The sequence below is a fragment of the Antribacter gilvus genome (genome assembly GCF_003946865.1).
GTDB lineage: Bacteria > Actinomycetota > Actinomycetes > Actinomycetales > Cellulomonadaceae > Antribacter > Antribacter gilvus.
Map to the genome: position 1 here is coordinate 422,069 of NZ_QXTH01000002.1, position 20,002 is coordinate 442,070.

At 72.0% G+C, this 20,002-nt stretch carries 16 protein-coding genes; 5 read left to right on the forward strand and 11 right to left on the reverse strand.

The window, feature by feature from the left end:
* Positions 1–92 precede the first annotated feature (92 nt).
* From D1350_RS05420 to D1350_RS05450, 7 genes are all read right to left on the reverse strand, one after another.
* Positions 93–566 (reverse strand): hypothetical protein, encoded by a 474-nt coding sequence (locus tag D1350_RS05420; protein WP_125774610.1) that lies wholly within the window; start codon positions 564–566, stop codon positions 93–95.
* 195 nt (positions 567–761) lie between these two features.
* Entirely contained in the window at positions 762–2,036 is a 1,275-nt protein-coding gene (locus D1350_RS05425) for an ROK family protein (protein ID WP_125774612.1), read from the reverse strand.
* Between the two features lie 22 nt (positions 2,037–2,058).
* On the reverse strand, positions 2,059–2,859 hold the full coding sequence (locus D1350_RS05430) for an ABC transporter ATP-binding protein (RefSeq protein ID WP_125774614.1): 801 nt from the start codon (positions 2,857–2,859) through the stop codon (positions 2,059–2,061).
* The gene (locus tag D1350_RS05435) at positions 2,856–3,758 is read right to left on the reverse strand and encodes an ABC transporter ATP-binding protein (protein ID WP_125774616.1); all 903 of its coding nucleotides are present in this window, start codon (positions 3,756–3,758) and stop codon (positions 2,856–2,858) included. Before D1350_RS05435 ends, D1350_RS05430 begins: the two co-directional genes overlap by 4 nt.
* The gene (locus D1350_RS05440) at positions 3,755–4,675 is read right to left on the reverse strand and encodes an ABC transporter permease (RefSeq protein WP_125774618.1); all 921 of its coding nucleotides are present in this window, start codon (positions 4,673–4,675) and stop codon (positions 3,755–3,757) included. Before D1350_RS05440 ends, D1350_RS05435 begins: the two co-directional genes overlap by 4 nt.
* A 3-nt stretch (positions 4,676–4,678) precedes the next feature.
* A complete protein-coding gene (locus tag D1350_RS05445; RefSeq protein ID WP_125774620.1) occupies positions 4,679–5,668 on the reverse strand; it encodes an ABC transporter permease in 990 nt (329 codons plus the stop codon).
* A 34-nt stretch (positions 5,669–5,702) separates the two neighbouring features.
* Positions 5,703–7,397 (reverse strand): ABC transporter substrate-binding protein, encoded by a 1,695-nt coding sequence (locus D1350_RS05450; protein WP_125774622.1) that lies wholly within the window; start codon positions 7,395–7,397, stop codon positions 5,703–5,705.
* Positions 7,398–7,704: 307 nt separating this feature from the next.
* Between D1350_RS05450 and D1350_RS05455 the strand changes: the two genes are divergently transcribed.
* Entirely contained in the window at positions 7,705–10,200 is a 2,496-nt protein-coding gene (locus tag D1350_RS05455; protein ID WP_125774624.1) for a glycoside hydrolase family 2 protein, read from the forward strand.
* A 49-nt stretch (positions 10,201–10,249) separates the two neighbouring features.
* A complete protein-coding gene (locus D1350_RS05460) occupies positions 10,250–12,379 on the forward strand; it encodes an alpha-galactosidase (protein WP_125774626.1) in 2,130 nt (709 codons plus the stop codon).
* Between the two features lie 101 nt (positions 12,380–12,480).
* Here the strand turns inward: D1350_RS05460 and D1350_RS05465 are convergent, their stop codons facing one another.
* On the reverse strand, positions 12,481–13,269 hold the full coding sequence (locus tag D1350_RS05465) for an LPXTG cell wall anchor domain-containing protein (RefSeq protein ID WP_125774627.1): 789 nt from the start codon (positions 13,267–13,269) through the stop codon (positions 12,481–12,483).
* 131 nt (positions 13,270–13,400) lie between these two features.
* Complete coding sequence (locus tag D1350_RS05470; RefSeq protein ID WP_125774629.1) at positions 13,401–14,402, reverse strand: LysR family substrate-binding domain-containing protein; 1,002 nt, start codon at positions 14,400–14,402, stop codon at positions 13,401–13,403.
* A 127-nt stretch (positions 14,403–14,529) separates the two neighbouring features.
* Here D1350_RS05470 and D1350_RS05475 point away from each other — a divergent pair, with 127 nt between their 5' ends.
* The 3 genes from D1350_RS05475 to D1350_RS05485 all read left to right on the forward strand — a co-directional run bounded on the left by D1350_RS05475 (position 14,530) and on the right by D1350_RS05485 (position 18,461).
* Positions 14,530–15,006 carry a DUF5997 family protein gene (locus tag D1350_RS05475; protein WP_125774631.1) on the forward strand — a complete coding sequence of 159 codons (477 nt, stop codon included), beginning with the start codon at positions 14,530–14,532 and terminating at the stop codon, positions 15,004–15,006.
* Between the two features lie 60 nt (positions 15,007–15,066).
* Positions 15,067–16,431 carry a class I SAM-dependent methyltransferase gene (locus D1350_RS05480; RefSeq protein ID WP_125774633.1) on the forward strand — a complete coding sequence of 455 codons (1,365 nt, stop codon included), beginning with the start codon at positions 15,067–15,069 and terminating at the stop codon, positions 16,429–16,431.
* A 131-nt stretch (positions 16,432–16,562) separates the two neighbouring features.
* Positions 16,563–18,461 (forward strand): adenylyl cyclase, encoded by a 1,899-nt coding sequence (locus tag D1350_RS05485; protein ID WP_125774635.1) that lies wholly within the window; start codon positions 16,563–16,565, stop codon positions 18,459–18,461.
* A gap of 71 nt (positions 18,462–18,532) precedes the next feature.
* Here D1350_RS05485 and D1350_RS05490 read toward each other — a convergent pair whose 3' ends face one another.
* Entirely contained in the window at positions 18,533–18,934 is a 402-nt protein-coding gene (locus D1350_RS05490) for an FKBP-type peptidyl-prolyl cis-trans isomerase (protein WP_206074425.1), read from the reverse strand.
* 51 nt (positions 18,935–18,985) lie between these two features.
* Positions 18,986–19,927, reverse strand: coding sequence for a LysR family transcriptional regulator (locus tag D1350_RS05495; RefSeq protein WP_125774639.1), 942 nt, complete (start codon positions 19,925–19,927; stop codon positions 18,986–18,988).
* Positions 19,928–20,002 lie beyond the last annotated feature (75 nt).

Below are 20,002 nucleotides of genomic sequence, written 5' to 3' on the forward strand. Positions count from 1 at the left end.
GCAACCAGCGAGCACCGCCGAGCCCACCACCAGCCCGAGTACGCCGCGCAGCCCGGCACCTCGCCGAGCTGCGCGACCGATCCCCTCGAGCGTCAGCACGCGGTGAACCACCAAGAGCCCACGGCGTCGTTCCAGTTCCAGGCGGCCTTCCCGCCACCCGTTCCGTTGGCGTTCAGACCGGCCCCGTTGCTGAAGTTGGGGTCGCGGTAGTTCCCGCCGACGAGGGTCTGGCTGTTGAGCACGAAGAAGTCATCGTCGTAGTACGCCTGACCCGACGTCACACCGCTGTAGAACCTGGTTGCGGCACAGCTCCCGCCGTTCGCGTGACCAGAGGACGCGGAGTGGTAGATGCCGCTGTCCCAGAGCGAACCCATGTTCGCCGACATCCCGTACTTGATACCCCAGCCCGCCTGGTAGTCGTTGTTGGTCCAGAGGCAGGCGGTGCCCACCGCGCAGGCAGCGCTCGCCGGCGCCGCACCGATCCCGGCCATCAGCGCGACACCCGCGAACGTCGCCAGAGACATCCGCGCGGCTCGCGTCTGACGGACCCACCGGAAAAAGCTCATCATCGATCTCCTCCAAGCCAGCACAGCAATCGCGCGGATGCACGACGGCATGCCATGGGTGGGACCAGGTCTCCACTCCAGGACAACGCGATCGTGCCGGATGGGTACGCAAGGCGCCACCGTTTGTCCATATTTCGGAATAGTCGGATTTGTGCGCTCCGGGCAATCGAAGAGCCGCAGCCCCGGCCGCGAGCCTCAGACCGCCGCCGCCGGCAGCACCGTGGGCCCGTCCTCCGTGGTGAGCCGCATCCGGACGCCGAACCGGCGCGGCACCAGCTCGCCCTGCAGCACGAGAGCCGCCGCGCCCACCGCCGCCGCCTCGTTGGCGTGCGACGACACGAGCACGCGCACGCCGTGCGTCCCCCGCGCCACGAACGACGAGCTGGCGCGCTCCTGCACCTCGGGCAGGTAGAGGTCGCCGGCCACGGCGAACGCCGGGCCGGTGAGGACCAGCAGGTCCACGTCCATCACGGAGCACAGCGTCTGCGCGGCGACCGCGAGGTAGCGCGCCGAGCGCGCCATGATCGCGGCGGCGACGTCGTCGCCCGCCAGGGCCAGCCGCGCGACCTGCGCGAAGCCCTCGGTGACGTCCGTGCCGGAGCCGGCCCCGCCGTCGTCGGACGCCCGGGGCTCGTCGCCGAGCAGGCCCGCCTCGCGTGCCGCGGCGACCACCGCCGACGGCCCGGCGAAGGCCTCGATGCAGCCCACGTTGCCGCACCAGCACTCGGGGCCGTTGATGTCCACGCAGACGTGGCCGATCTCGCCCGCGTTGGCGCTGGCGCCGCGGTAGGGCACGCCGTCGGCGATGGTGCCGGAGCCCACGCCCGTGGCCATGTAGAGCACGCTGAAGGCGGTGGAGTGCTCGGCGCCGCCCGTCCAGTGCTCGCCCACCGCGGCGGCGGTGGCGTCGTTGTCGATCACGACGGGGTACCCGGACGCGGCCTCGAGCCGCGCCTTGAGGGGGTAGTCGACCCACTGGTGCAGCGACGGCCGCGAGATGACCAGCCCGGTCGCGGCGGTCAGCGGACCCGGCGAGACGACGCCGAGACCCAGCACGCGCTCCGGGTCCACCCCCGCCTCGGCCACCACCCGCTCCACCTGCAGGGTGATCTCGCCGACGACGGCGTCCGGGTCGGCCCCCACGCCCTCCTGCCGGTAGCGGGCCACGATGGCGCCCCCGAGGTCGAGCAGGACGTACGTGAGCCCGTCGTGGTCCAGGTGGATACCGACCGCGTAACGGCTCGTCGGGACCATCCGCAGCAGCATGCGCGGCTTGCCGCCCGTCGACGCCGCACGACCCGCCTCCACGACGAGGCCCTCGTCGAGGAGACGCCGCACCTCGTTCGAGACCGTCGCGCCGGTCAGGCGGGTGGCGTGCACGATCTCGACGCGACTGATCATCCCGGCAGTCCGGATGGCGTCGATGATCGCGGCTCGCGCGTTGGCGTGGTCCGCCCCGGTGCCGAGCATGGTCCTCCTCACGGTTGGTACGTCAGCCCTGGAGCTCACGCAGGCGGCGCTCAGGATCGGGCGACGCTTCGCGCAGGGTGCGCGTGTACTCGTGCTGCGGGTTCAGGATGACCTCGTCCGCGACTCCGCGCTCGACGATTCTCCCCTGGTACATGACGAGGATGTCGTCGCTGAAGTGCCGGGCGGTCGCGAGGTCGTGGGTGATGTAGAGCACGCCGAGATTCTCCTCCTGCTGCAGGGTGGACAGCAGGTTGAGCACGCCGAGGCGGATCGACACGTCCAGCATGGACACGGGCTCGTCGGCCACGAGGATGCCCGGCCCCGGGCCGAGCGCCCGGGCGATCGCCACGCGCTGGCGCTGCCCGCCGGACAGCTCGTGCGGCCGGCGCTCGGCCAGGTCCTCGTCGAGCCGGACCCGGCGCAGCAGCGACTGCACCCGGTCCCGCAGCTCGTCGTTGCTCAGCCCCGGGTGGTGCAGCGCGACCGGCCGGGCCAGGTGGTGCCCCACGGTGTGGAACGGGTTGAGCGACCCGAACGGGTCCTGGAACACCATCTGCACCTGGTGCCGGTAGGCGTGCTGCGCGCGCCGGCCGCGTCCCACCGGCTTGCCGTCCAGCAGCAGCCGGCCGCTCGTGGGCCGCTCCAGCTGGGTGAGGATCTTCGCGATCGTGGACTTCCCGGAGCCGGACTGGCCCACGAGCGCCACCGTGCGGCCCGGCTCCAGGATGAACGACACCCCGTCGACGGCCCGCAGCGTCGTGGACCGGAAGCCGGCCCGCAGGCGGTACTCCTTGGTGACGTCGCGCAGCTCGAGCGTGGTCATCGGATCTCCTCCGCGTGCGTGCTGCCCGTGTCGCGCACGAACCCGCCGCGCTCCCCGGTCAGGCTCGGGAACGAGCCGAGCAGCGTCTTCGTGTAGTCGTGCTGCGGCTGCGTGTAGAGGGTGAGCGCCTCGGCCAGCTCGACGATGCGCCCCTCCCGCATGACGGCGATGCGGTCGCTGATCTCCAGCAGGAGCGGCAGGTCGTGGGTGATGAACACGACGGCGAACCCCAGCTCCGACCGCAGCCGGGTGATCTCCCGCAGGATCTCGCGCTGGACCACCACGTCGAGCGCGGTGGTGGGCTCGTCCATGATCATGACCTGCGGGTCGAGCGCCATGGCCATCGCGATCATGACGCGCTGGCGCATGCCGCCCGACAGCTCGTGCGGGTAGGCGTTCAGCCGGTTCCGGTCCACGCCCACGCGTTCCAGCAGCTCGCCGCAGCGCTCCCGCCGCACCTTCTTCCCGAGGTCCGGCCGGTGCGTGGTGAAGACGTCCTCGAGCTGGTCGCGGACCTTCTTCACCGGGTTGAGCGAGTTCATCGCCCCCTGGAAGACCATGGAGATCTTCTCCCAGCGGAAGAACCGCAGGTCGTCGCCCTCCAGGGCGCGGACGTCGATGGTGTGGCCCTCCCGGGAGTGGAACATCACCGAGCCGCCCGTCACGACGGCAGGCGTCTTGAGCAGCCGGTTGATCCCGTACGCGAGCGTCGACTTGCCGCACCCCGACTCCCCGGCCAGGCCCAGCACCTCACCCCGGCCCAGGGTCAGGGAGACGTGGTCCACGGCGCGGACCACCTTCTCGGCCTGGTACTCGATGCTCAGGTCGGTGATCTCGAGGACGGGGTCCACCTCGTGCCGCGGGGCGCGCCCCGCGGTGGTGGGCAGGGTGGCGGTCATGCGGTCGCCTCCTTCTCGGCAGGAGCGGCGCCCTCCACCGCGGTGCCCGACGACGGCCCGGTCACCTGCCAGCGCTTCGTCACCGCACGCGTGTGGTCGCGCAGGCGGGGGTTGATGATCTCGTCGATGGAGAAGTTGATGAGGGCGAGCGCGGCGCCGAAGAGCGCGATGCTCAGGCCCGGCGGGATGAACCACCACCACGCCCCGCGCATCAGCGCCAGGCTGTTCTGGGCGTAGTAGAGCATGGTTCCCCAGGTGAACGAGCCGGTGGCGCCGAGGCCGAGGAACGACAGGCCCGCCTCGCCCAGGATGGCGAAGATGATGCCGAACACAGCCTGCGACGCGAGCAGCGGCACCAGGTTGGGCAGGATCTCGACGAGCAGCACCCGCCAGGGTCGCTCGCCCGCCACGCGGGCCGCGAGGACGTAGTCGCGGCTCCGCACGGACAGGGTGAAGCCGCGCAGCACGCGGGCCGACCCGGCCCAGCTCGTGATGGCCAGCACCCCGGCCACGAGCCAGACGCTCTTGTCGGTCACGTAGCTGGAGATGATGATGACGAGCGGCAGGCCGGGGATCACGAGCATGACGTTGGAGAAGAGCGAGAAGCCCTCGTCGACCCAGCCGCCCACGTACGCGCCCACCACGCCGAAGAAGGCGGAGAGGAGCAGCGTCAGCACGCCGACGACGAGGCCGATGATCAGCGACCCACGGGTGGCGTGGGCGAACTGGGCCAGCACGTCCTGGCCGGTCTGCGTGGTGCCGAGGAGGTGGTCCGCGCTGGGCGCGGACAGGCCGATGTTGTCGATCCCGGACGGGTCCGCGACCACGAACGGCCCGACGATGCCCCAGAGGACGAACGCGCCGACGATGGTCAGGCCCACCAGGAGCTTGGGGGTCAGGGGTGGCAGGTTGCGCATGGCTCAGCTCCTCGCTCGGGTGCGCGGGTCGATGACGCCGTACAGCAGGTCCACCAGGAGGTTGGCGCCCAGCACGGACAGCGTGATGACCAGGAAGATGCCCTGCATCAGCGCGTAGTCGTTGGAGTTCACGGCCTGCAGCAGCATGTTGCCGATGCCGGGATAGCTGAAGACGACCTCCGCCACGATGGAGCCGGCCACGACGAACCCGAGCGAGATCGCGAAGCCCGCGACTGACGGCAGCACCGCGTTCCGTGCCGCGTAGGCGCGCATGATGCGGCGGGGGTGGATGCCCTTCGCCTCGGCCGTGAGGATGTAGTCCTCCGAGAGCGTGGACACCATCATGTTGCGCATCCCGAGCATCCAGCCGCCCACGGAGGAGACCACGATCGTGATGGCGGGCAGGGTGCCGTAGTAGATGACCGACTGGATGAACGCCCAGTTCCACCCCGGGAAGGTGTTCCACGGGTCGTAGCCGCCGTTGAGCGGCGAGACGCCCAGGATCAGGCCGAACACGTACAGCAGGATCAGCGCCAGCCAGAAGTACGGCACCGACTGCAGCATGGTGAGGCTGGGGATCAGGTTGTCGACCCAGGACCCCCGCTTCCAGCCGGCGAAGGTGCCGAGGCCCACGCCGAGCAGGAACGAGATGATCGTGGACAGGCCGATGAGGCCGAGGGTCCACGGCAGCGTCTGGCCGATCATGTCCGACACGGAGGCCGGGAAGTAGGCGACCGACCTGCCGAGGTCGCCGCGGGCGATCTGGCCCCAGAAGCCCAGGTACTGCTGCCAGAGCGGCTGGTCCAGGTCTGCGCCGAGGAGGAGCTCGATGGCCCGCCGGGTCTCCGGCGTCACCTGCCCCTTCTGCGCGAGCTTGGAGACGAGCTGATCCACCGGGTTTCCGGGCATCAGCCGTGGGATGAGGAAGTCCAGGGTGACCGCCGCCCAGAGCGCGACGGCGTAGAACCCCAGCTTCTGCAGTACGAATCTCATCTCGTGCGTCCTCTCGAGCTCCTCCTCGTCGCGATCACTCAGCCGGGACGATCGTCTTCAGGACGATGCCGTTGTCCCAGGCCTTCCACGACGCCGCGAAGGCGTACTTGTCCTCGTTGCTCGGGAACCCGGTGACCTTCGAGTTGTTGAACTCGGTGAGCGTCGAGTTGATGTAGATCGGCACGTACGGCATGTCGCGGACGATCTCCTCCTGGATCGTGGCGTACGCCTCCTTCTGCACGGCCTCGTCGTCGGTCGCCGCGGCGGCCTTGATGGCCTCGTCCACGACCGGGTTCGAGTACCGGGAGAAGTTCTGGCCGTAGGAGGGCTCGCCCACCTTGGTGGTGTTGTCGGTCGAGTACCGCGGGTTGTACGTGAAGTACGGGTTCGCGGAGGCGCCGAGGCCGATGGAGTCGAGCGAGAGCTGGAACGTGCCCTTGGTCTGGTTGTCGTTCCACTCGTTCCAGGCGAGCTGCGTCGGCTTGAGCTCGATGCCGACCGCCTTGAACTGCTGCGCCATGGTGTCGTTCAGCGAGATGTAGTCGCTCCAGCCGGTGACGGTCTGGATCGTCATGGACAGCTTCTGGCCGTCCTTCTCACGGACGCCGTCCGCGCCCAGCACCCAGCCGGCGGCATCGAGCAGCTCGTTGGCCTTGTCGGTGTCCGCGCCCTCGGGCGTGGTCAGGTTCGCGGAGTCCGCGATCCAGTCGGCGTCACGCTCGGGGAGCAGGAGCGTGGGCGAGCCGGTCGCGGCGAAGCCGCCGCCGGCGAGCTGGTTGAGCTGGTCACGGTCCATCGCGTGGTACATCGCCTGGCGCACGGCCGGGTCCGTCTGCGGGCCCTCGCAGCCGAGGTCGGCGTTGGAGCACGTGAAGATCGACGTGGTGAGAGCCGGGGTGTTCACGTACGACAGGTCCGGGTTGTCGGCCAGGAGGCCGTCCAGGTCGGGGAGGAACGAGCTCATCCAGTCGACCTGGCCGGAGATCAGGGCGGCCGCGGCGGCGTCGGCGTTGTCGAGGGAGATGTAGCGGATCTCGTCGACCGACGGCTTGCCCTCCTCCCAGTAGCTCGCGTTCTTCTCGAGCAGGTAGCTCTGCGCCGAGAACGACTTGAGCTTGTACGCGCCGGTGCCGACCGGGTTCTGGTTGATCGTGGTGATCGGGTCGTCGAGCTCCGACCAGACGTGCTCGGGCACGATCGCCTGGTTGCCCAGGACCTGCGGCTCCTGCATGAACGACGGCTCTTCGAACGTCAGGGTGACGTGCGTGTCGTCGGTCGCCTCCGCGCTGGCCGCGAGGCCGGACGTGTTGAGCTCCGGCGTGTCCTTGAGGAGGTTGAAGGTGAACGCCACGTCGTTGGCCGTGAACGGCTCACCGTCCGACCACTCGACGCCCTCACGGGTCGTGATGGTCAGCTCGGTGCCGTCCTCGTTCCACTCCCACGACTCGCCCAGCAGGGGCGTGGGCTCGGAGGTCTCGGCAAGGTTGTACCAGAACAGCGGCTCGTAGATCACACCGAGCGTGGGCTGCAGAAGCGTCGGGGAGAACGGGTTCCAGTTCTCGTTGATCGTGCCGGTCGCACCGTTGAAGACGGTCATGGTGGTGCCACCACCAGCGCTGCCGCCCTGTGCCGCGCCGGAGCACGCGCTGAGCGCGAACGCCGCTGCGGACACGAGTGCGACACCAGCCAGGGCGCGGCGCCGCGTGCGCCGCGAGGAGGAGTGCGTCATCGAAGTCCCTCTGTTGGTCGCCGTCGCCGGCGAGGCCGTGCCGCGGCGGGCTCGGGAACGCCCCCATCGGCGGACCCGGCGGGTGTGACCCACGCCGCAGCAGGACCTTTTGTAACTGACGAAACGAAGTCCTGTCAATTGGCCCATGGCGGGTCGTTGCCATTCCGTGACCCGGGGCCGCGCCGGGCGGCCACTTGCGCCCGAAGGTTTGACGAACTTTCTTCGTTCACTGAACAATGCTGTCGTCGCGCACGTCTCTGACGACGGCGCGACGTTTCCGGACACCGCTCGAGGACGAGGATCACCGATGATCAGCCGTGACCTGACCGCCTGGACCCTGACGGCCACCGGCGGGCCCGTGCCCGCAGACCTCGCGGAGAAGCTCCGCGACCTGCCCGCCACGGTCCCCGGCACCAGTCACACCGCCCTGCTGGACCACGGCCTGATCCCGGACCCGTATCTCGGGACCAACGAGACGGCCCTCGCGTGGATGAAGCGCGCCACCTGGCGCTACGCCACCACGCTCGACGAGCCGGCCCCGGGCGCCGACGAGCGCGTCGACCTCGTGCTCGAGGGCGTCGACACCGTCGCCACCATCGCGCTCGCCGGCACGGAGCTGGGCCGCACCGCCAACATGCACCGCGGCTACCGCTTCGACGTGCGGCACCTCGTGGGCGGCCCGGCCGAGCTCACCGTGGACCTCGCCTCCGCCCTGGAGACCGCCGAGGCGGAGTCCGAGCGCCTCGGCGCCCGGCCCATGGCGTACACGCAGCCGTTCAACATGGTGCGCAAGATGGCCTGCTCGTTCGGCTGGGACTGGGGTCCGGACCTGCAGACGGCCGGCCTCTGGAAGCCGGTCCGGGTCGAGCGCTGGCGCGTGGCCCGCCTCGCGGGCGTGCGCCCGCTCGTCACGGTCGACGGCGGCACCGGGGTGGTCGAGGTCCACGTCGACGTCGAGCGCTCGGGCCTGGGCGAGGCGGGGCCGCTCACGGTCCGCGCCACGCTCCCCGGCCACGACGCGGAGGTGACCATCGACGCGGGGGCGAGCTCCGGCGTCGTGCGCCTGGAGGTGCCCGACGCCCCGCTCTGGTGGCCCGCCGGGTACGGCGAGCAGCCGCTGTTCCCGCTCGAGGTGACCCTCGCGGGGCCCGACGGCGCGGCCCTCGACGGCTGGACCCGCCGCATCGGCTTCCGGACCGTCACCCTGGACCGCAGCAAGGACGAGCACGGCACGCGCTTCACGCTGGAGGTCAACGGCCGCCCGGTGTTCGTGCGCGGCGCCAACTGGATCCCCGACGACCACCTCCTCACCCGCATCACCCGCGAGCGCCTGGCGGAGCGCGTGGATCAAGCGCTGGGCGCCCACCTCAACCTGCTGCGCGTGTGGGGCGGCGGCATCTACGAGACCGACGACTTCTACGACGTGTGCGACGAGCGTGGCGTGCTGGTCTGGCAGGACGTGCTCCTCGCGTGCGCGGCGTACCCGGAGGAGGACCCGCACTGGGGCGAGTTCGAGGCGGAGCTCCGGGAGAACGTGGCCCGGCTGACGCCGCACCCGTCGCTGGTGCTGTGGAACGGCGGCAACGAGAACCTGTGGGGCCACGAGGACTGGGGCTGGAAGGAGCGCCTGGGCGACCTCACGTGGGGCGCGCGGTACTACTCCGAGCTGTTCCCGGCGGTGGTGGGCGAGCTCGACCCGACCCGGCCGTACGCGGACGGGTCGCCGTACTCCCCCGGCCTCACGGCCGAGGAGATGCACCCGAACGACCCCGACCACGGGACGCACCACCAGTGGGAGGTGTGGAACCGGACCGACTACACGCGCTACCGCGAGGACGTGCCGCGGTTCTGCTCGGAGTTCGGCTTCCAGGGCCCGGCGACATGGGCGACCCAGTCGCGTGCCCTGGGCGAGACGTCCAAGGAGGACCCCGCGTTCCTGCTCCACCAGAAGGCCGACGACGGCAACGGCAAGCTCGACCGCGGCATGGCCCCGCACCTGGGCGTGCCGACGGACTTCGCCGACTGGCACTGGGCCGCGCAGCTCAACCAGGCGCGCGCGATCCAGTTCGCGGTGGAGCACTACCGGTCCTGGTGGCCGCGCACCGCGGGCGCGATCGTGTGGCAGCTCAACGACTGCTGGCCCGTGACGTCGTGGGCGGCCGTGGACGGCGACGGCCGCCGGAAGCCGCTCTGGTACGCGATGCGGCACGCCTTCGCGGACCGGATCCTCACGGTCCAGCCGCGGGTGGCCGACGGCGGCGAGGGCCCGGCCGGGACGGCGTCGTCGGCCCGGCTGGTTCTCGCCGTGGTCAACGACACCGACGAGCCCTGGCAGGGCACGGTCGCCCTGCGGCGGACCACGCTGGGTGGTGAGGTGCTGGCGTCGTCGGGCAGCGAGGTGGACGTGGCGCCGCGCTCCGTGGCGCTCGTCCCGCTGGAGGGCGAGGTGGTCGCCGTGGGCGACGTGACCGGCGAGGCGCTCGTCGCCGAGCTCGGGGGCGTGCCTACGGTGTACCTGTGGGGGGAGGACAAGGACCTCGCGCTCGACCCGGCGCCGGTGACGGCGACCGTGGCGGCGGCACCGGGCGGCTACGCCGTCTCGGTGACCGCGCGCTCCCTGGCCCGCGGCGTGAGCCTCCTGGTGGACCGGCTGGACCCGGCGGCGACGGTGGACGACCAGGTCGTCGACCTTCCCGCGGGTGCGACCATCACCTTCCACGTCGCGACGGCGCAGGAGCTCGACGCGGAGGCGCTCGTCTCCGCGCCGGTGCTGCGTACCGCCAACGACGTCGTGGTGCGCTGAGCACCGCCGTCGTGCCCGTCGTGCCCGAGTACCGACCCTGGAGGACGTCATGACCGGTTGGACCATCCTGCGCAGGGACGGCGTCGCCGTCGTCGTGGGACATCCCGACTACGGGCTGCCCACGGTGCTGCACTGGGGCGCCGACCTCGGCGACCTCACCAGCGACGACCTCGCCGCGCTCGACGTGGCGACCAGCCGGCAGACCGCGCCCGGCACGCTCGACGCCGCGTGGCGGCTGCCGCTGGTGCCGCAGGAGTCGGACGGGTGGGCGGGCCGCCCCGGCCTGCTCGCCACCGCCGGCGGGGCGCCGCTGTTCCCCCGCTGGACGGTGGCGGAGGTGGAGCGCGACGCCGCCGCCCTCACCGTCACGGCCGAGGACACCGAGCACGGGCTGCTGCTGCGCACGCTGCTGGAGATCGGCGAGGGCGGCGTGCTCCGCCTCGAGCACGAGCTCACCAACACGGGCACGGCGCCGCTCGACGTCGCCTGGCTCGAGGCCACCCTGCCCGTGCCGAAGACCGCCGACCACCTCACCCGCTTCACCGGCAGGTGGCCCCGCGAGAAGACGCCCGTCACGGGCGCGCTGCCGCCCGGGACCACCACGCGGGAGTCACGCCGGGGGCGGGGCGGGCACGACATGCCGTGGGTGAGCCTCGTGTCCGCGGGGGCGCCCCGCAACCGCGCGGGCGAGGTGTGGGCCGTGCACCTCGGCTGGAGCGCCGACACCACGCACCGGACCGACCAGCTGACCGAGCACGTCACGCTCCTCGGCGCCGGCGAGCTGCTGCGGCCGGGCGAGATCCGGCCAGCGCCGGGGGCGTCGTACCGCACGCCGGTGGCGTACTTCGTGTGGTCCGCCACGGGGCTCGACGGCGTCTCGGACCGGTTCCACCGGTGGCTCCGCGCCCGCCCGCAGCACCCCCGCACCCCGCGGCCCCTCGTGCTGAACACGTGGGAAGCGGTCTACTTCGACCACTCCCCCGCCAAGATCGAACGGCTCGCCCGGCGCGCGGCCGAGGTGGGCGTGGAGCGCTTCGTGCTCGACGACGGCTGGTTCCACGACCGCCGCGACGACACCCGTGGCCTCGGCGACTGGGTGGTGGACCGCGCGGTGTGGCCGGACGGTCTCGGGCCGCTGGCCGCGCTGGTGCACGAGCTCGGGATGCAGTTCGGGCTCTGGTTCGAGCCGGAGATGGTCAACCTCGACTCCGACCTCGCCCGTGAGCACCCTGAGTGGGTGCTGTCGAGCACGCGCGCCCTGCCGTCGCCCGACGGGCTCTCCTGGCGCACGCAGTACGTGCTCGACCTGGCGCAGCCGGACGCGTGGGAGCACGTGCGCGGGCAGATGTCGGCCCTTGTGGACGAGCTCGGCATCGACTTCATCAAGTGGGACCACAACCGCGACCTGGTGGAGCCCGTCCACGAGGGCCGGCCCGGCACCCACGCGCAGACGTTCGCAGCGTACGCGCTGATCGACCGGCTCAAGGCCGACCACCCGGGACTCGAGATCGAGTCCTGCTCGTCCGGCGGCGGCCGCACCGACCTGGGCATCCTCGCCCGGACGGACCGCGTCTGGGCCTCCGACTCCAACGACCCCGTGGAGCGGCAGGACATCCAGCGATGGACCGAGCTGGTGCTCCCGCCCGAGCTCGTGGGCGCCCACGTGGGACCGTCGCCCGCGCACTCGTCCGGACGGTCGACCGACCTGTCGTACCGGGTCGCGACGGCGCTCATGGGGTCCGCCGGGTTCGAGTGGGACATCCTCACCTGCGACGAGGACGAGGTCGCGGCGATCACCGCCTACGCCGCCCTCTACAAGGAGCTGCGCGGCGTGCTCCACACCGGGACGCTGGTGCACCCGGACACGGTGGACCCTGCGCTGAGGGTCACGGGCGTGGTCGCTGCCGACCGGTCGGAGGCGGTGTTCACGATCGCCACCGTCGCGTCGCTCACCGACGCGCTGACCGAGCGGGTGCGCCTCGACGGGCTCGACCCGTCGCGGCGGTACACGCTGCGCGTGCGGGACGAGGTGGGCGCCGCCCGCTGGGGCTGGGTGACGCCCGGGTGGATCGGCAAGGAGCCCGTCGTGGTGCCGGGCTCGGTGCTCACCGGTGTGGGGCTGCAGCTGCCGACGCTGTGGCCGGTGCAGGCGCTGATCCTGCACCTGACGGAGGCCTGACCCCCCGCCCCGCCCGCCCCTCCGGCCCCGCTGTGGGTACACGAATGGCCGCCTCCCAGGTTCGGGAGGCGGCCATTCGTGTACCCACAGCGGGGTGGGAACTACACCGTCGGCGAGATCGCAGCAGCAGCCGCGGCCTGACGCCTACGGAACACGAGGAGCGACGCGCCGCCGCCCACGAGGGCGAGGGCGAGCACGGTCAGCGTGATCGCACCGGCGGGACCGGTCTGGGCCAGCGGCCCGCCCGGCCCGTTCTGGACGCCGGCCACGGTGGTGCTCGGCGAGGCGCTCAGCGAAGCACTGGGCGACCCGCTGGGCGACGTCGAAGCCGTCGTTGACGGCGTCGGGGTGCCGGAAGGCGACTCCGAGTCCGTCGGGGTCGGCGTCGAGGAAGGCGACTCCGTGCCCGTCGGGGTCGGCGTCGAGGAAGGCGACTCCGACGTGGTCGGGGTCGGGGTGGGGGTGGGCGTGGATCCCGGCGACTGGACGACGACGAGCGCGTAGTGGCTCACGTCCTTGCCGGAAGCCCACGGGTAGGTGATGTCGACGGAACCCACCGGCTCATCGAGGATGACCAGGTAGACCCCGGCCTCCGGCTGCTGCGCCGAACCGGCCTTGACGCAGTAGCCGGAGATGAGGGTGCCCGTGGGTGCGGGCACGGTGACGACCGAGTGGTCGCTGTCCGTGTCGCCCACACCGGCGTCGATCTTGTCGCCGATCGTCGAGCCATCGGGGAGATCGACGGCGCCCGTGCCGATCGCCGCGATGAGATCGTTGCAGGTGTCGTACTCGGGGTAATGGGTCCCGTTGTCCACGGTGGCCGCGGCCGGTCCGGCAACGAGCCCGGTGAGGAGCAGCGTCGCTGCCCCCAGAACAGTCAGCTTGCGCACAGTGCGCTCCTTCAACCCTTGGTGCCAGGCCACACGCAAGATGAGGCGGCCACGGGGATGGTAGCGGTGTATGCCGCAATCTCCAATCCGGACTTCTGGCGACTTAATGCCATACAACCGTCATATCTACTCTACTTACGCCCTTTACCCTTCTTTTTACCCTTCTCGCCGGAGGACGGTCGCGCGCCTCGACCAGTCGTCCCACCCGCTCGTCCGCCCGTCCGGGACCCTTGCGCACCACCGCTCCGGCCGCCTCTCGCAGCGTCGACCTTGGTGCCCGTGCCCTTGGTGCCCGTGCCCTTGGCGGGTCCCTTCGGGGAGGCGGCCGGGGCGTCGTCGGGCACCCTGCCGCGGCCGCGCGAGCTGTTGACCGTGCGGCCGCGCACGATGCCGATCATCTCCTCGACCAGGTCGGTGGTGCGGTCCTTGGGCCACACCAGGCCGACGGGCGCGACAGGGCCACCCTCCAGCCGGCGGAACACGACGTCCTTGCGGTGGTGGAGGCGCGCCACCGACTGCGGGAGGATCGCGATGCCGACGTTCGCGGCCACGACGGCGAGCGCCTCCAGCGTGGTGGCGGGACGCTCCGGTCCGGCGGGGTCGGGGGACGTGGGGGCGACGCCGGGCACGGGGCCGCCGGCGAAGAGGACGTCGTCGAGCGGCAGCCAGACCGTCTCGTCGGCGATGTCGTCGAGGGCGACCGCCTCGTCCGCCTCCAGGGCGGCGACCATGTGGTCGCGGGAGACGCAGACCACCGAGGCCTCCTCGTACAGCGGGATCGCCGAGTACAGGTCGGGGTCGACGGGAAGCCTGCCGATCGCCGCGTCGGCCCGGCCGTCCAGGAGCGCCGCCGGGACGTCCGCCGCCTCGACGCCGACGAGGTCGAGCCGCACGTCAGGGATCCGGTCGCGCCACACCGACACCCACTTGCCGGGCGTGGCCCCAGGTACGAAGGCGAGGCGGAACCGCGGCCGGGGATCGTCCGCGGCGGGGGGCTCGGCGCTGTCGGGAGCGTCGTCGCTGGTCGGCTCGTCGGCGGGCTGGGTGTCCCTGGGCGGCTCGTCGCCCTGGGGGGCGATCGATGAGGAGGCGTCCGCGGCGTCGTCGGGCACCGGGGCGTCGGAGGGCTGCATACCGCCAGGCTACGTGCCGGTCCGCGCGGGAACGCGCCAGGCCCGGCCTGCCGGTGGCAGTACAGGGAGGTGGAGGTCACGGCCGTCCGACCCGGGCGGGTACGCCGCTGCCGGATACCCTGGGACCATGAGCTCCCCCTTCGCCTCCCAGCAGTTCAAGCCGTCCAACGCGGCCAAGCGGCTCGGGGTCTACCTCCCGGCGACGCCACAGGAGTTCCAGGAGGGCACCTTCACGCGCGCCGAGCTCGAAGAGCTCGAGAAGAACCCGCCGGAGTGGCTCGCCGACCTGCGACGCAACGGCCCCCACCCCCGCCCGGTCGTGGCCGGGCGCCTCGGCATCTCGATCGCCGGCCTGACCAGGGGCGGCATCACCGAGCCGCTGACCACCGAGCAGATCGACGAGCTGCGCGCCGAGCCGCCGTCGTGGCTGGTCCGCGAGCGCCAGATCTTCGCGCAGGTGCGCGAGGAGGACGAGCGGCTCGCCGCGGAGAAGGCCAAGGAGCAGGCGAAGGCGGACCGCGTTGCCGCGCGCCAGTCGCCGACGTCGCCGACGCCGACCGCACGGCCGACCCCTCCCACGCCGCCCGCACCGCCCGCGAGCTGACGACCTCGGCACGCCTCCCCCGCCGAGACAGTGTGCGTCCGTCCGAGCACGAGGTAGCGCATGACCGACGTCGACGAGGTGCTGTCGCGGCTCGTCCCGTACCCCGAGGACGGTTCGCGCGCTGACGGCCCCGTCGCCGTCGACGCCGCCGACCGCCTCCTGCTCGACGAGGCCCGCACAGCGGTGGAGGGCGCCCCGCCCGGGTCGGTCGTGGTGGTGGGCGACCGGTTCGGGGCCCTGACGCTCGGCGCGATCGCCCTCGGCGCCACGCACGTGCGGGTGCACCAGGACGTCGTCACGGCAGAGGCGGCCCTCGCGGCCAACGCGGCCCTCGCGGCAGGTGTGCGCGCCAGACTGCTTCCAGGCCCACCTACGGCCCACGAGACGACCCTGGAAGCAGTTTCGCGCGCACCCCAGCCCGCGCCCGAGCGCGCACCCGAGCCCGGCTACGCCCACCACCCCCTGGGCCGAGCCCTGCTCGACGGCGTCCGCGTGGTGCTGCTGCAGCTGCCCACCTCCCTCGCGGAGCTCACCGAGGTGGCCGAGCACGTGGCGCGCTGGGCGCACCCCGACGTGGTGGTGTTCGCAGGCGGCCGGGTCAAGCACATGACGCGCGCCATGAACGACGTGCTGGCCGCCGAGCTCAGCGACGTCACCGCCACCCGGGCCCGGCAGAAGTCGCGCGTGCTCGTCGCCCGCGGCGTCCGGCCCGACCGGCGCGACGTTCCCCTCACCTACCCGGTCGAGGCGCGCCTGAGCGACCCGGAGGTCCTCGCAGCAGCCCGGCCACCCGCCGGCGCCTCCCGGCGTCGGTCCCTTGTCGCGGCGTCGGTCGATATACCGACCGACGCGGCGGCAACCGACCGACGCGGCCCGGAGCACGCCCTCGCCGTCGTCGCCCACGGCGCCGCCTTCGCCGGCCCCACCCTCGACCTCGGGACCCGCTTCCTCCTCGCACAGTCGCACCTCTGGCCCACGGCGGCTACCACCGCGGTGGACCTGGGCTGCGGCACGGGGATCCTCGCCACGGTCCTGGCCCTGCGGTACCCGGCCGCCCGGGTCGTGGCGACGGACCGGTCTGCGGCGGCGACAGCGTCGGCGGCCGGCACGGCAGAGCGCAACGGGGTGAGCGGTCGGGTCACCGTGCTCCGGGACGACGCCGGCGCCGCGCTCCCCGACGCGAGCGCCGACCTGATCCTCTGCAACCCGCCCTTCCACGACCGGGCCGCCCTCAGCACCGACGCGGCGCACCGGATGTTCGCCACGGCCGGCCGTGTCCTGCGCCCGGGCGGCGAGCTGTGGACGGTGTTCAACACGCCGCTGCGCTATCGAGGAGCGCTCTCACGGTTGGTGGGCACTACGGAGCACATCGCACAGGATCCGCGGTTCACAATCACCCGATCCGTCCGTGAGAGCGTTTGCTGACAGACCGGTAAGAAGTCGCTACGCTCGGTCCCGCACCCGGTTCACCGGGTGCGTCCAGCCCTCGTCTCCCGGGGGCGACGACAACCGGCAGCGGGGCCCATCCCCCGCTGCCCCGAGACCGAGGACTGTCGATGAGGACACTCCGCTCCACCCTGCGCGGCGCCGTCGCCGTGTCGCTCCTCGCGAGCGGCGCGGTCGCGACCGTTCCGGGCACAGCCACAGCAGGAGCCATGCAGCACCACTCCGACGACCCCGACTTCGGCCCCAATGTCACGTTCATCGACGAGACGTGGTCGGTCGACAGGATCAACTCCTTCCTCGACACCCTGAACGACGAGGCCGAGTTCAGCCTCGACCGTCACCAGGTGTTCTTCGAGCCGGGCGTGTACGGCAGCGCGGCGGGCCAGGACGACCCCGCCACGGCCCAGGGCATCGTCAACGCCCACGTGGGCTACTACGAGTCGATCTCCGGCCTCGGCGCCCAGCCGGGCGACGTGCTCATCAACGGCGCGCTGCACGTGGAGCCCGTCGTGCGCTGCCCCGAGAGCCCGTGGGCCTGCCAGGACCCGGGATCGCTCACGCGGTTCTGGCGCTCCATGTCGAACCTGGCGATCAACCCGATCCAGCGCCCGCTGCCCGACGACGCGACCCTGCCCTTCCCCTCCCAGCTCGCCGACCCGCACCAGATGCGCTGGGCCGTCTCCCAGGCGGCACCGATGCGCCGGGTGGAGATCCGCGGTGACCTGACGGTGTTCGGCCGGTTCGGCGAGTACGCCTCGGGCGGCTACCTCGCGAACTCGCGCGTGACCGGCCGCCTCGTCACCGGTTCCCAGCAGCAGTGGTACACCCGCAACAGCGAGGTGGGCACCTGGGACGGCGGCGTCTGGAACATGGTGTTCTCGGGCGTCGAGGGCGCACCGGCCACCGACTTCGGCCCGCTGGCCGGGGGTGGCGCGGGCAACAAGACCACGCTCGACTCCACGCCCGTCACCCGCGAGGCCCCGTTCCTCTACCGGGCCGACGACGGCGGCCTCGAGGTCTTCGTCCCCCACGCCGCCACGGAGACGCGGGGCGTGGACTGGTCCACGGAAGCCGACGCGGGCCGCTCGATCCCGATCGAGGACTTCTACGTCGCCCGCGAGGGCCGCGACACCGCGAAGAGCATCAACGCCCAGCTCGCCCGCGGCAAGCACGTGGTCCTCACGCCGGGCCTGTACGAGCTGGACCGGGCGCTGAAGGTCAAGCGCGCGGACACCGTCGTGCTCGGCCTGGGGTATGCCTCGCTCACGCCCACCCACGGCAACGCGGCCCTCACCGTGGCCGACGTGCCGGGCGTGGTCGTGGCCGGCATCACCGTCGACGCCAACGTGCCCGAGTCCGACGTGCTGATCCAGGTGGGCCCGGAGGACGCCCACAAGGCCGACCCGGCCAACCCGGTCACCCTCACGGACGTGTTCGTCCGCATCGGCGGCCCGTGGGCCGGCAAGGCGGTCACGTCGATCGAGGTCAACAGCGACCACGTGCTCCTGGACCACATCTGGGCCTGGCGCGCGGACCACGGCGAAGGCGTGGCCTGGGACCTCAACACCGGCGCCCACGGCGTCGTCGTGAACGGTGACGACGTCACCGCGACCGGCCTCTTCGTGGAGCACTACCAGGAGAACCAGACCATCTGGAACGGCGAGCGCGGCCGCACGATCTTCTACCAGAGCGAGCTGCCGTACGACCCGCCGTCGCAGGCCGCCTGGATGGACGGCGACCGCAAGGGCTACGCGTCCTACCGTGTGGCCGACCACGTGCAGCAGCACGAGGCCGTCGGGCTCGGCGTGTACGCGTTCTTCAACCAGAACGAGGACGTCCGGGTCGAGTCGGGCATCCAGGTGCCCAACGCCCCTGGCGTGACGCTCCGGTCCATGACCAGCGTGTTCCTCAACGGCTCGGGCGGGATCGAGCACGTCGTCAACGACACGGGCGCCCCCGCGATCGGCTCCTTCGCGTCGCCGCAGGTGGTCGCGTACCCGGTCCCGTAGCGAGGTCCGACGAGAACGGCCCGCGTGGTCACCGGAAGGTGACCACGCGGGCCGTTCGTCGTCGGGCAGGTTCAGCTGACGCCGACGATGTCCACCACGAAGACGAGGGTCGCGCCGCCGGGGATGCCCGCCTGGGGCACGCCGCGCGAGCCGTAACCGTGCTCGGCCGGGATCGACAGGAGCACGCGGGAGCCCACGTTCTGCCCGACGAGGCCCTTGTCCCAGCCGCCGATCACGGCGCCGACGCCGATCGGGAAGTCGATCGTGTCACCACGGTCGTACGAGTTGTCGAAGACCTGGCCGTCCCAGGTCTGACCCAGGTAGTTCACGACGATGGTGCGGCCGGCCTCGACGACCGGCCCGCTGCCCTCCTCGAGCACCTGCACCTGCAGGCCGGCGGGCGCGCCGCCCTCGGGGAAGGACAGCACAGGCTTGTCGCCGAACGTGCCGGAGGCGGAAGGAAGGGTGGTCACGAGGGTCACCTCTCGATCGGGGAGGCGTCGGACGGTGCCCGACGCCGGAACTCACCCAGCGTACGTGGCCTCGCGCCGGTCGGTGGCCGGGAGAGCGGCCCCGGTGCGGGTCGCCGCCACGACGCGCAGGGCGTCGAGCGCCGCCCGCACGGACGGGACCTCGGCCACGGCGTCCTGCACGACGGCGTACACGGAGCGCACCGGCGTGGGTCGCACCACGGGCACCGCCACCGTGCCGGCCGGCAGCCGCACGGCGCCCAGCGCGGGCAGGATGGTGAGCCCGATGCCGGCGTCCACGAAGGCGAGCGCCGTCGCGTAGTCATGGGCCTCGACGTGGAACGGCGGCGCGAACCCCGCCGCGCGGCAGGCCTCGAGGAGGTTCCGCCGGCACCAGCCGCGCTGGTAGTCGTTGTCGATCCAGTGGTCGGTGGCCAGCTCGGCCAGCTCGATCTCGCGCAGTCCCGCGAACCGGTGGCCGATGGGCAGCACGGCGACGTAGGGGTCGTCGAGCAGGTGGTGGGCGGTGAACCCCACGCCGGGGTCGAAGCCGTCGTCGGCCACGACGATCTGGAGGTCGGCCCGCTCCTCGACGCCGTCGGGGATGTGCTCCCGCAGCTCGAGGTCGAGGCGCACCCCGGGGAACCGGGTGGTGATGGCGCGCACGACCTCGGGCAGCCAGGCCGAGCCCGCCGACGCGAAGTACGCGATGGAGAGGCTCCCGGTGCGCCCCGCCCGAAGGTCCGCGACGAGCAGCTCGGCCTCGCCCAGCCGCGCGAGCACCTCGTCGGCCTCGGCCGCGAGCACCCGGCCCGCCGCCGTGGGCCGGATGCCGCGGCCTGCCTTGGCGAAGAGCGTGAGGCCGGTCTCCCGCTGCAGCGCCGTGACGTGCTGGCTCACGGCGGAGGGCGTATAGCCCAGGTTCGCGGCGGCGGCCTGCACGGAGCCGGACGCGACGACGGACCGGAAGACGCGGAGGCGGTGAACATCGAGCATGAACCCACCGTACAGCGGCACTGAACAGAAGTGAAGGAATCGTCGCTTGTGCTGAAGAGTCGGCTCGGGCGAGGA